An 11,938-nucleotide genomic window follows, 5' to 3' on the forward strand; every position below is an offset into this window, starting at 1 on the left:
GGATAGTCAATAGCGTTATAGTTATCTCGCTTATTCTCAGGGCGGGGCGAAATTCCCCACCGGCGGTAAATCAACCATGGCGTTGAAAGCCCGCGAGCGCTTCCCGTGACTACGGGAAGGTCAGCAGATCCGGTGTAATTCCGGGGCCGACGGTTAAAGTCCGGATGGGAGAGAGTAACGGCACAGTCGGGCCCAGGCCCGCTCGCGTTGACTTTTGCCGCTAAACCGGCGCTCCTAAGACTGCCCTGATTCTGGTAACCATAATTTTAATGAGGTTTTTTTACCATGAATCAGACGCTCCTTTCTTCTTTTGGTACCGCTTTTGAACGTGTGGAACACGCTTTGGACGCCCTGCGCGAAGGCCGCGGCGTGATGGTGCTTGACGATGAAGACCGTGAAAACGAAGGCGATATGATCTTCGCCGCCGAAACCATGACCGTAGAGCAGATGGCGCTGACCATTCGTCACGGCAGCGGCATTGTGTGCCTGTGCCTGACCGAAGATCGCCGCAAACAGCTGGATCTGCCGATGATGGTGGAGAACAACACCAGCGCCTACGGCACCGGCTTTACCGTCACCATCGAAGCGGCGGAAGGCGTGACCACCGGCGTTTCCGCTGCTGACCGCGTGACCACCGTCCGCGCGGCGATTGCCGACGGCGCGAAACCTTCCGATCTCAACCGTCCTGGCCACGTTTTCCCGCTGCGGGCGCAGCCGGGCGGCGTACTGACCCGCGGCGGCCACACTGAAGCCACTATTGACCTCGTGACCCTCGCTGGCTTCAAACCGGCAGGCGTGCTGTGCGAGCTGACCAATGACGATGGCACCATGGCGCGCGCGCCGGAGTGCATCGCGTTCGCTCAGCAGCACAATATGGCGGTGGTCACGATTGAAGATCTGGTGGCCTATCGTCGCGAACATGAGCGTAAAGCCAGCTAATCAGCGGCTCACAACGCCAGTGAAAACAGCCCGCTTATTAGTGGGCTGTTTTGTTTCTGTGCCTTAACCGATGCCCATCGTCTGGAGCACCACCAGACTCAGCCCCATCACCGACATCCCGCACAGGACGCCATAGCTCGGGTTGCTTTGCGGATCGATCTCTTTCGCCAGCGGCATCAGTTCATCGACCGACAGCGCCACCATAATCCCGGCGACGGCGGCCATGATCGCGCCCATGACCATCGGCGAGACCAGGCTACCCAGAATCAGCCACGCCAGCACGCCGCCCAAAATCTCCGCCATGCCGGAAAGACCGGCCCAGAGCACCGCCTTACTGCGCGATCCGGTGGCGGCATATACCGGCCCGGCAACGGCCAGTCCTTCAGGAATATTGTGCAGGGCGACGGCAAGCGCCACTCCCATGCCAAGCTCGAGGTTGTTGCTGGCCGTGACATAGGTGGCGATCCCTTCCGGAAAGTTATGCAGGCTGATACCCAACGTCAGCAGAATGGCGGTGCGGCGTAAATTGCGCGGGCGCGGCGCGGCGGGGGTCATCAAATCCTGCGGGTGGGCATGCGGCAGCAGGCGATCGAGACCAAAGTAGCCCAGCAGGCCGAAAACAAACATTCCGTAGCCGAGCAGCGGCGACATGTCCTCGGCGGCCAGCGCGGCAGGCAGCATTTCCATCAACGAAATCAACAGCATGATCCCGGCGGCAAAGCCGAGGGAGAAGCCCAGCAGGCGGTTAGAGGGTTTCTGGCCAATCACGCCGAAAATGGCGCCTATAAAGGTTGCGCTACCGGCTAACAGCGTCAATATTAAGGGTGATGACATCGCTTCTCTCCCTGCGAAAAAAGTGCATAGGAGTATATTGCCTGAGGATGCGCGTACGGGACAGCTCCCTTTACCGCGAATTACATTCAAATTTTCTGACGATCATCATCATGGTTATCTGAGTTTATCCTGGCGCAAAAGCGCGTAATGTGAGCACATCACATTGACACCCTAAGGATATCATCATGTCCCGTACCCGAATGCCCGCGTTGTTTCTCGGCCATGGCAGCCCAATGAACGTGCTGGAAGACAACCGCTATACCCGCGCCTGGGCTCACCTGGGCGAAACCCTGCCGCGTCCGAAAGCGATCGTGGTGGTCTCTGCGCACTGGTTCACCCGCGGTACGGGCGTGACGGCGATGGAGGCCCCGAAGACCATTCACGACTTTGGCGGTTTCCCGCAGGCGCTGTATGACACCCATTACCCGGCGCCGGGTTCCCCGGCGCTGGCGCAACGGCTGGTGGAGCTGCTCTCGCCGGTGCCGGTCACCCTCGATAAAGAAGCCTGGGGATTTGACCATGGCTCGTGGGGCGTGCTGATCAAGATGTATCCGCAGGCGGATATCCCGATGGTTCAGCTGAGCATCGACAGCACCAAACCGCCGGCCTGGCATCTCGAAATGGGGCGAAAGCTGGCCTCGCTGCGTGATGAAGGGATTATGCTGGTGGCCAGCGGCAACGTGGTGCACAACCTGCGTACCGCCCGCTGGCATGGCGAGAACACGCCGTATCCGTGGGCGGAGTCCTTCAACAACTACGTGAAGGCGAATCTGCAGTGGCAGGGCCCGGACGATCAGCACCCGCTGGTTAACTACCTGGCACACGAAGGGGGCTCGCTCTCCAACCCCACGGCGGAGCATTTCCTGCCGCTGTTATACGTGCTGGGGGCATGGGATGGCGTGGAGGCGATTTCGACCCCGGTCGATGGCATCGAGATGGGCTCGCTGAGTATGCTGTCGGTGGTGGTTGGCGCCTGATAAAAATTGAGCTCCGGCGGCGGTATCGTCGCCGGAGCGCGACATTATTCGACGAAAATGTGCGGATAGAAACGCGACAGATCCTGGGTAATCAGCGCCCGGTCTTCACGAATGCCGATCCCGGCGGGCTGATCGTTGATGAGCCAGCTGCCAATCAGCGTGTAGCTGTCACCAAACTTCGGCAGCGGGTAAAATTCCTGCACGATAGTGCCTTCTTCCCCATACGGACCTTCCACCGACTCCACCACCTTGCCCTGTTCAACGATCGATACGTTGGCGCCTTCGCGGGAGAAGATCGGCTTAATGACGTACTTCTCCATCTCCGGATGGGCATCTTCGCTGAAGTAAGCCGCCAGCAGATTTGGGTGATTGGGGAACATTTCCCACAGCATCGGCAGCAGCGCTTTGTTGGAGATGATGCTCTTCCACGCCGGCTCCAGCCAGCGAACGCCGGCGTCTTCCAGCTTGGTGGAGAACATCTCCCGCAGCATAAACTCCCACGGATAGAGCTTGAACAGGTTGCCAATCACCTGATCCTGGAGATCGGTAAACTGGCCTTTTTCACCCAGTCCAATATCTTCGATGTAGAGGAATTCCGTCGCCAGCCCCGCCTCGGCGGCGCAGTCCTGCAGATATTGCACGGTGCCGCGATCTTCAACGGTATCGCGGCAGCAGGCCATATGCAGCAGCTGGAAGCCAAACTGCTCGCGCAGCTCACCGAAGCGATCGATCAGCTTCTCCTGCAGGCTATTGAACTGGTCGCTGCCCGCCGGCAGCTTGCCGGCGTTGAGCTGGTCTTCCAGCCAGATCCACTGGAAGAAGGCCGCTTCATACAGCGAGGTCGGCGTGTCGGCATTGTTCTCCAGCAGCTTCGGCTCGCCGACGCCATCCCAGGCCAGGTCGAGACGTGAGTAGAGTGACGGCTGGTTGGTTTTCCACGACTGGCGCACAAAGCCCCAGGTGTGTTTAGGGATGCGGAATTTGGCCATCAGCTCATCGCTGGCGATCACTTTTTCCACCACCTGAAGACACATCTGATGCAGCTCGGCGGTGACCTCCTCCAGCTTTTCCACCTGGGCGAGGCTCAGCTTGTAATAAGCCTCTTCGCTCCAGTAGGGCTCGCCGTACATGGTGTGGAAGTTGAAGCCGTATTCGGTCGCTTTCTCGCGCCAGTCCGGGCGCTCGGTAATGCTGACTCTTTCCATGTTGCTTAGCCGCCCATTGAGCGAGAAGAAGAGGTTGAGCCTGCGGCGCTACGCTGCATAGTCGACTGCTTCGCCACCGACTCGCCGAAGCCCCCGCGGGTGACGGTCGTGGTGGTTGCCGGTTTCGGCGCCATCGCGGTTTTCGGCACGTTCATGGTGCGGCCCGGCTGGGCGGCGCCATAGCTCTTACCGCTGGCGTCAGTGTACTGACCGTAGGCCGGGCTGGCAGGGTTTTTGGAGCTGAACAGCGGCTGCTGTTGCGCCATGCCGCCGCCCATCAGGCGGCCCATCATGTAGCCGGCCATCAGCGGCATCCAGAAGCTGCCGCTGCTTTGCGCCTGGGCCTGGTTTTCCGGGGCGACGCCCGCCTGGGCAGGCGTTTGCTGGCACTGACCTTCGCCAAACTCGGCGACGCAGTCTTCGCGGGTGGCATATTTCGGCGCGGTGCGCTCTGCCTCTTTCACCGCGTTGGTGTAGGCCGTGGTGCATTCGGCTGCTTTGCCCGGGTTGGCGGCGGAGCAGTCATCGGCGTTCTGGTACAGCGAGACCGTTTCGTCGCTTTTTTCACAACCGGCAAGCATAAAGACCGCGGTGACGGCCAGGGCGACCGGCGTCAGGTGGCGTGCGCTCCAGCTTTTGCGGAACGACGAATGATTAATATTTTTTGTCCGTTTCATATTTGTCTTCCAGGACCCAGTGGTATGGCGTGTGTTAACGCTCAGGATAGAGGATGAGTGGTGGAAAATGAAGCGAAGAGGGGCGATAAGCGGGGGATCTTTACGTTGCCTTACGTTTAACGCATCGCCTGTCCGACGGACAGGCGATGCGCGTCACAGTATGAAAATTACTGACGGAACGGATTGCTGCCGCTGCTATGGGTCGTCGTCCGTGCGGACGCCGGCTTCATAGCCGCAGTCGTGTTGCCGTAACCATCGGCAGTGGCATCCTGCTGCGGATTCTCCGGCGCGACGCTGTCGGCAGAGGTCGAGATCGGTTTGCCCAAGGTGTTGTTCAGGGCGATCAGATCCTGCTCGTTCAGCGTACCTAACGCCGACTTGATGTTCAGCTCGTTGATCAGGTAGTTGTAGCGCGCATTAGAGAGCTGCTGTTTGGCGTTGTACAGCGTGGTGGTGGCGTCGAGGACGTCAACGATAGTACGGGTACCCACCGAATAGCCAGCTTCCATCGCATCCAGGGAGCTTTGCGCAGAGACCACCGCCTGTTTGTAGGCGTTGATGCTGCTGATAGAGGCATTCACGTTGTTAAACGAAGAACGCACGGTCTGGACCACGCTGCGGTGAGCGCTTTCCAGCTGCTCGCTGGCGCCGACGAAATTGTACTGCGCCTGTTTGACCTGCGAGTTAACCATCCCGCCCTGGTACAGCGGCAGGGAGAAGCTCAGGCCGATTTTGTTCTGACCGATATCAGCATCTTGTGAGATGCTTTTTGAGCCGCTGTAGCGGTTGTTGGAAACGCCAGACGAGGCGTTTAAATCCAGGGTCGGCAAATGGCCGTCCTGCGCCTGGCGAATCTGCTCGCGGGCCAGGTCCTGATTCAGACGCGCCTGCAGCAGCGACAGGTTGCGGTTCTCCGCTTCCTTCAGCAGGGCGTTCACCGCCTGCGGTTTGCTGGTTTTGAAGCCGTCTACGTTCAGGGAGGCCAGCTCCGGGTAGTAGTTGCCGGTAACCTGGCGCAGCTCTTCCACGGCGTTGTCGAGATCGTTACGCGCGGTCACTTCGTTCGCCAGCACGGCGTCGTATTGTGAGCGGGCGTTCTGCACGTCGGTGATCGCCACCAGACCGACGTTAAAGCGCTGGGTGGTTTGATCCAACTGACGGTAAATAGCCTGTTTCTGCGCTTCGGTATAAGAGAGCGTATCGATGGCGGCCAGCACTTTGAAATAGGCCGTCGCGGTATTCAGAATCAGCGTTTGCTGATCGGTCTGATACGTGACATCCTGAATGCCTGCCGCTTTTTCCTGCAGCGTCAGGGCGCGCCATTTCGACATATCAAACAGAACCTGCGTTAACTGCAGCGAGCCGCTGGTGACGTTAGAATTCTGGTCTTTATAATCACGGAAGCCGCTGGTATAGGTATAATCCGCTCCCAGTCCGAGCTGAGGCAGTAATGGACTGCGCGCTTCGTTGATCTTTTCGAATGCGGCGTCACGATCGGCTGCCGATTTACGCAGATCGGGGTTGCTGATGCGCGCCTGCTGGTAAACCTGAAGCAGGTTTTCCGCCTGGCTCATGGCGCTGAACCCGGTCAGGCTCAGGCCGATAAGAATGGGGAGCAATTTCTTCATTTGCATTCCTTGTTGTGAAGCATTTAGCGCTGGTCTAATTCTAAGAAAAATTCCGCTGATTGTATCGATTCTGCCGCCGTAAAAAGTTGGCGTTACGTGCCATCCGGCGGTAATTTGCACCAATCTAACATACGGACCGTAAAACGGTAGCCAAACGGTCTGGAAATCCCTCATTTCGGATTAGCAGGACATAACAATGAGCAAACCCATCCACCAGGGAATTACCTTCTCCAAAAATGATGTAGAAATTATTGCACGCGAAACGCTGTATCGTGGTTTTTTTTCACTCGATTTATACCGTTTTCGCCACCGCCTGTTTAACGGCGGCATGAGCGGCGAAGTCACCCGTGAAATTTTTGAGCGCGGGCATGCCGCCGTCTTGCTACCCTTTGACCCGGTGCGGGACGAAGTGGTGCTGGTCGAACAAATCCGTATCGCCGCCTATGATACCAGCGAGAGCCCGTGGCTGCTGGAAATGGTCGCCGGCATGATCGAGGCGGGTGAGACGGTGGAAGATGTCGCCCGTCGGGAAGCGCTGGAAGAGGCCGGGCTTGAAGTTGGGCGGACGAAACCAATATTAAGCTATCTGGCCAGTCCTGGCGGCACCAGTGAACGGTTATCGATCCTGGTGGGCGAAGTTGATGCATCGACGGCAAAAGGCATTCACGGCCTGGCCGAGGAAAATGAGGATATTCGGGTGCATGTGGTAAGCCGGGAGCAGGCTTACCAGTGGGTAGAAGAGGGGAAAATCGACAACGCAGCCTCTGTCATCGCCTTGCAATGGCTGCAATTGCATTATCACAATTTACGAAACGAGTGGACAAAATGAAGCGTTATACACCTGACTTCCCTGAGATGATGCGCCTGTGCGAGACCAATTTCGCCCAGTTGCGCCGCCTGTTGCCGCGAACGGATGCAGCGGGTGAGAAGGTGAGCTATCAGGTGGGAAGCGCGCAATATCGGTTAACGATAACGGAATCAACCCGCTACACTACTCTGGTGGCGATAGAGCAGACTCTGCCAGCGGTGAGCTACTGGAGTCTGCCATCCATGACCGTTCGCCTCTACCATGACGCCATGGTGGCCGAAGTGTGTTCGAGTCAGCAGATCTTTCGCTTCAAAGCGCGATATGATTATCCTAATAAAAAGTTGCATCAACGCGACGAAAAGCATCAAATTAACCAGTTTCTGGCCGACTGGCTGCGTTACTGTTTAGCACATGGAGCGATGGCGATTCCGGTTTGTTAGCGTCGTTAAACCTAAGGACACCATTTGGAAAGCCTGTTAAACCTACCTCTGGCTGGTGAGGCCAGAGTCAGGATCTTACAAATTACTGATACTCACCTGTTTGCTGAAAAACATGAAACGTTGTTAGGCATCAATACCTGGGAAAGCTATCAGGCCGTACTGTCGGCCATTCATGCCTCACAGCGTCCATGCGATTTGATTGTCGCAACAGGCGATCTGGCGCAGGATCACTCCTCCGCGGCCTACCAGCATTTTGCTGAGGGCATCGCGAGTTTTGCTGCACCCTGCGTCTGGCTACCGGGCAACCATGATTTCCAGCCGGCGATGTACAGCACCCTGCAGGAGTCGGGCATTTCCCCCGCCAAGCGCGTGTTTCTCGGCGACCACTGGCAGATCCTGCTGCTGGACAGCCAGGTGTTCGGCGTTCCCCATGGCGAGCTGAGCGACTTCCAGCTGGAATGGCTCGAACATAAGCTGGCGGAGGCGCCGGAGCGTTATACCTTACTTCTGCTGCATCATCATCCGCTGCCGGCCGGCTGCAGCTGGCTGGATCAACACAGTCTGCGCAACGCCGGCGCGCTGGACAGCGCGCTGAGCGCCTGGCCTCGGGTGAAGCATCTGCTGTGCGGCCATATTCATCAGGAACTGGATCTCGACTGGAATGGCCGACGTATGATGGCGACGCCGTCGACCTGCGTTCAGTTCAAGCCGCACTGCGCCAATTTCACCCTCGATACGGTGTCGCCGGGCTGGCGCTGGCTGGAGCTTCACCCTGACGGAACGCTGACCACCGAAGTGTGCCGCCTGGAAGGCGCGGCGTTTCATCCGGATATTGCTTCAGAAGGCTACTGATGGCGACGCTTCTTTATCTGCACGGCTTTAACAGTTCCCCGCGCTCGGCGAAGGCGACGGCGTTAAAGACCTGGCTGGCGCAGCACTATCCTGAGATCGCCATGGTGGTGCCTGAGCTGCCGCCTTACCCGGCGGAAACGGCGGAGCTGCTGGAGTCCATCGTGCTGGAGCACGGCGGCGAGCCGCTGGGGGTCGTAGGGTCGTCGCTGGGCGGCTACTACGCCACCTGGCTGTCGCAATGCTTTATGCTGCCAGCGGTAGTGGTTAACCCGGCGGTGCGGCCGTTTGAGCTGCTGAACAATTTTCTCGGCCACAATGAGAATCCATACACCGGGCAGCAATATGTGCTAGAGTCTCGCCATATTTACGATCTCAAAGTTATGCAAATCGACCCGCTCGAAGCGCCGGATTTACTCTGGCTGCTGCAGCAGACCGGGGATGAAGTGCTTGATTACCGCCAGGCCGTTCATTACTACGCCTCCTGCCGGCAGATGGTGGAGGAGGGCGGTAATCACGCATTTGTCGGCTTTGACGATCATTTCACTCAGATTATCGAATTTCTCGGCCTGCGCTAAACGGCCCTGAACGACCTACGAATACACACCATGACGCAATCTTCATATAACGCTGATGCCATTGAGGTACTCACCGGGCTAGAGCCGGTGCGCCGCCGTCCGGGCATGTATACCGACACCACCCGTCCTAACCATCTTGGTCAGGAAGTGATTGATAACAGTGTGGACGAAGCGCTGGCAGGCCATGCCAAACGCGTGGAAGTGATCCTGCACGCCGACCAGTCCCTCGAGGTGATTGACGACGGGCGCGGGATGCCGGTCGACATTCACCCGGAAGAGGGGGTGCCGGCGGTTGAACTGATCCTCTGCCGGCTGCACGCGGGCGGTAAGTTTTCCAACAAAAATTACCAGTTTTCCGGCGGTCTGCACGGGGTGGGTATTTCGGTGGTCAACGCCCTGTCAAAACGCGTGGAGGTCAACGTGCGTCGCGACGGTCAGGTCTACAGCATCGCCTTTGAGAATGGTGAGAAAGTAGAAGACCTGCACGTCACCGGCACCTGCGGTAAACGCAACACCGGGACCAGCGTCCATTTCTGGCCTGACGAAAGCTTCTTCGATAGCCCGCGCTTCTCCGTTTCGCGTTTGACCCACTTGTTAAAAGCGAAAGCGGTGCTGTGCCCGGGCGTGGAAATTGTTTTCCGCGATCAGGTCAACAACAGCGAGCAGAGCTGGTGCTATGCCGATGGCCTTAACGACTACCTTAGCGAAGCGGTGAACGGCCTGCCGCTGCTGCCGGAAAAACCCTTCGTCGGCACCTTCTCCGGTGAGACGGAGGCGGTGGACTGGGCGCTGCTGTGGCTGCCGGAAGGCGGCGAGCTGCTGACCGAGAGTTATGTCAACCTGATCCCGACCATGCAGGGCGGGACGCATGTCAACGGCCTGCGCCAGGGGCTGCTGGACGCGATGCGTGAGTTCTGCGAGTACCGTAATATTCTGCCGCGCGGGGTGAAACTGTCGGCGGAAGATATCTGGGATCGCTGCGCCTACGTGCTGTCGGTGAAGATGCAGGATCCGCAGTTCGCCGGGCAAACCAAAGAGCGCCTGTCGTCGCGTCAGTGCGCGGCGTTCGTCTCCGGCGTGGTGAAAGACGCCTTCAGCCTGTGGCTGAACCAGAACGTGCAGGCTGCGGAGCTGCTGGCGGAGATGGCCATCTCCAGCGCCCAGCGTCGTCTGCGCGCCGCCAAGAAAGTGGTGCGCAAAAAGCTGACCAGCGGTCCGGCGCTGCCGGGTAAGCTGGCCGACTGCACCGCCCAGGATCTGAACCGTACCGAACTGTTCCTCGTCGAAGGGGACTCGGCGGGCGGGTCAGCCAAGCAGGCGCGCGATCGTGAATATCAGGCGATCATGCCGCTGAAAGGCAAGATCCTTAATACCTGGGAAGTCTCTTCCGATGAAGTGTTAGCTTCGCAAGAAGTGCACGACATTTCGGTGGCGATTGGTATTGACCCGGATAGCGATGATTTAAGCCAGCTGCGCTACGGCAAAATTTGTATTCTGGCGGATGCGGACTCCGATGGCCTGCACATTGCCACGCTGCTGTGCGCGCTGTTCGTGAGACATTTCCGTACTCTGGTGAAAGAGGGGCACGTCTACGTGGCGCTGCCGCCGCTGTACCGTATCGACCTCGGCAAAGAGGTTTACTACGCGCTAACGGAAGAAGAAAAGACCGGCGTGCTGGAGCAGCTGAAGCGCAAGAAAGGCAAGCCAAACGTCCAGCGCTTTAAAGGTCTCGGCGAGATGAACCCGATGCAGCTGCGGGAAACTACCCTCGACCCAAATACCCGCCGCCTGGTGCAGCTGGTGATCAGCGATGAGGATGAGCAGCAGACCACGGCGATGATGGATATGCTGTTGGCCAAGAAGCGTTCTGAAGACCGTCGCAACTGGCTGCAGGAGAAGGGCGATATGGCGGACCTGGAAGTGTAAGACCGCACGCTGCGCCAGACGTAAAAGGGAGCCTCAGGCTCCCTTTTCTTATTCCGTTTCAGCGTCGGCGGGCTTAGACGCCGGCCTGCAGGATACGGATGGTGGTCTCCAGCACATCGCCTTTGACCGCTTCCGACCAGGCTTTCATGTGCGGGGTCTGCAGGTGCGCTTCAAGATGCGCGACGCTTTCCCACTGCTCCACCATGACGATAGAGTCAGGAGCGGTGGTCTGGAAGCTGACGCCAGCGGCATGATCCACCATAGGCGCATAGCCGTGGCAGCCGGCTTCCTGCAAAACGGTCGGAATAATTTTCGCGAACTGATCGAGAACCGCCTGGCGGTGGTGCTGGCCCGGACGGGTACGGATTTCTGCAATCACTGTTAACATGGTTAACTCAACTCCTTCTGTGTGGATCTTGTCATACTCCAGGTTCCAATAACTCGAAATATGTAGAGCATAGACCCCTAGTTAACCAAAAATTTCCGCCAGATGCTTGCGATATTCTGCGATATACCGTGGGACATCAGGCATTTTTATCACGTCGTTGGCGATAAAGGTTGGCAGCGCCTCCATACCCAGGAACTGGTTGGCTTTATGGAACGGCAGGTAAACGCCGTCAACGCCAACGCCGTGGAAGAACTGCTCTTTGTCGGTGAAGGCCTCCATTGGCGCGTTCCAGGTCAGGGAGAGCATATATTTTTTCCCCTGCACCAGGCCGCCGGAGCCATATTTTTTGCTGGCGTCGGAGCGGGTACGGCCGTCGCTGGCGTACAGCGAACCGTGGCCTTCGGTAAAGACGTCATCCATATATTTTTTCACCGTCCACGGGGCGCCCATCCACCAGCCCGGCATCTGCCAGATCACCACATCGGCCCAGAGGAAATTCTGCACTTCGGCTTTGACGTCGTACTCGCTTTCGGCGCGAACGCTTTTAACATCGTGCCCGGCGTCGCGCAGATAACTCTCCGCGACCTCGGTCAGGGTGTCGTTCAGTTGGCCATTCGAGTGGGCGAATTTTTTTGCGCCATTGATAATCAGGATGTTGCTCATCATTTGTCCTCAATCTTGAAAATTTG

13 protein-coding genes and 1 riboswitch are annotated in these 11,938 nt (G+C 58.0%); of the genes, 7 read left to right on the top strand and 6 right to left on the bottom strand.

Annotation, left to right across the window (positions count from 1 at the left end; all coding sequences use genetic code 11):
- The first annotated feature begins 28 nt into the window (after positions 1–28).
- A riboswitch (FMN riboswitch) is annotated at positions 29–180 on the top strand.
- 105 nt (positions 181–285) lie between these two features.
- Positions 286–939, top strand: coding sequence for a 3,4-dihydroxy-2-butanone-4-phosphate synthase (ribB, locus tag ABLV76_RS09490; RefSeq protein WP_017899745.1), 654 nt, complete (start codon positions 286–288; stop codon positions 937–939).
- A 63-nt stretch (positions 940–1,002) separates the two neighbouring features.
- Here ribB and zupT read toward each other — a convergent pair whose 3' ends face one another.
- Positions 1,003–1,773: a zinc transporter ZupT gene (zupT, locus tag ABLV76_RS09495; protein ID WP_017899746.1), complete on the bottom strand. Its 771-nt coding sequence runs from the start codon at positions 1,771–1,773 to the stop codon at positions 1,003–1,005.
- Between the two features lie 185 nt (positions 1,774–1,958).
- On the opposite strand from zupT, the gene ygiD reads away from it, so the two are divergent.
- Positions 1,959–2,750 (top strand): 4,5-DOPA dioxygenase extradiol, encoded by a 792-nt coding sequence (ygiD, locus tag ABLV76_RS09500; RefSeq protein ID WP_004205244.1) that lies wholly within the window; start codon positions 1,959–1,961, stop codon positions 2,748–2,750.
- Positions 2,751–2,794: 44 nt separating this feature from the next.
- Here the strand turns inward: ygiD and ABLV76_RS09505 are convergent, their stop codons facing one another.
- The 3 genes from ABLV76_RS09505 to tolC all read right to left on the bottom strand — a co-directional run bounded on the left by ABLV76_RS09505 (position 2,795) and on the right by tolC (position 6,260).
- A complete protein-coding gene (locus tag ABLV76_RS09505; protein ID WP_017899748.1) occupies positions 2,795–3,955 on the bottom strand; it encodes a glutathionylspermidine synthase family protein in 1,161 nt (386 codons plus the stop codon).
- 5 nt (positions 3,956–3,960) lie between these two features.
- Positions 3,961–4,632, bottom strand: a complete 672-nt coding sequence (locus ABLV76_RS09510; protein ID WP_002916849.1) for a DUF1190 family protein — start codon at positions 4,630–4,632, stop codon at positions 3,961–3,963.
- A gap of 167 nt (positions 4,633–4,799) precedes the next feature.
- Positions 4,800–6,260 carry an outer membrane channel protein TolC gene (gene tolC / locus ABLV76_RS09515; protein WP_004205242.1) on the bottom strand — a complete coding sequence of 487 codons (1,461 nt, stop codon included), beginning with the start codon at positions 6,258–6,260 and terminating at the stop codon, positions 4,800–4,802.
- A gap of 196 nt (positions 6,261–6,456) precedes the next feature.
- Between tolC and nudF the strand changes: the two genes are divergently transcribed.
- Genes nudF through parE form a run of 5 tightly spaced genes read left to right on the top strand, consistent with a single transcriptional unit; the run spans position 6,457 to position 10,861 of the window.
- Positions 6,457–7,089, top strand: a complete 633-nt coding sequence (gene nudF / locus ABLV76_RS09520) for an ADP-ribose diphosphatase (protein WP_004205241.1) — start codon at positions 6,457–6,459, stop codon at positions 7,087–7,089.
- The gene (locus tag ABLV76_RS09525) at positions 7,086–7,508 is read left to right on the top strand and encodes a DUF1249 family protein (RefSeq protein ID WP_004205239.1); all 423 of its coding nucleotides are present in this window, start codon (positions 7,086–7,088) and stop codon (positions 7,506–7,508) included. The genes nudF and ABLV76_RS09525 overlap by 4 nt, the downstream gene beginning before the upstream one ends.
- 24 nt (positions 7,509–7,532) lie before the next feature.
- Positions 7,533–8,360 carry a 3',5'-cyclic-AMP phosphodiesterase gene (gene cpdA / locus ABLV76_RS09530; RefSeq protein ID WP_004205237.1) on the top strand — a complete coding sequence of 276 codons (828 nt, stop codon included), beginning with the start codon at positions 7,533–7,535 and terminating at the stop codon, positions 8,358–8,360.
- Positions 8,360–8,935 carry an esterase YqiA gene (gene yqiA / locus ABLV76_RS09535; RefSeq protein ID WP_348878290.1) on the top strand — a complete coding sequence of 192 codons (576 nt, stop codon included), beginning with the start codon at positions 8,360–8,362 and terminating at the stop codon, positions 8,933–8,935. Before cpdA ends, yqiA begins: the two co-directional genes overlap by 1 nt.
- Before the next feature lie 30 nt (positions 8,936–8,965).
- Positions 8,966–10,861: a DNA topoisomerase IV subunit B gene (gene parE, locus ABLV76_RS09540; protein WP_004205235.1), complete on the top strand. Its 1,896-nt coding sequence runs from the start codon at positions 8,966–8,968 to the stop codon at positions 10,859–10,861.
- 73 nt (positions 10,862–10,934) lie between these two features.
- Here parE and ABLV76_RS09545 read toward each other — a convergent pair whose 3' ends face one another.
- The gene (locus tag ABLV76_RS09545; RefSeq protein WP_004205233.1) at positions 10,935–11,249 is read right to left on the bottom strand and encodes a putative quinol monooxygenase; all 315 of its coding nucleotides are present in this window, start codon (positions 11,247–11,249) and stop codon (positions 10,935–10,937) included.
- Positions 11,250–11,330: 81 nt separating this feature from the next.
- On the bottom strand, positions 11,331–11,912 hold the full coding sequence (locus tag ABLV76_RS09550) for an NAD(P)H-dependent oxidoreductase (protein ID WP_023319164.1): 582 nt from the start codon (positions 11,910–11,912) through the stop codon (positions 11,331–11,333).
- Between the last annotated feature and the right edge of the window lie 26 nt (positions 11,913–11,938).

Origin of the sequence: Klebsiella sp. GB_Kp047, assembly GCF_040065235.1 — a bacterium.
GTDB classification, from domain to species: Bacteria; Pseudomonadota; Gammaproteobacteria; order Enterobacterales; family Enterobacteriaceae; genus Klebsiella; species Klebsiella quasipneumoniae.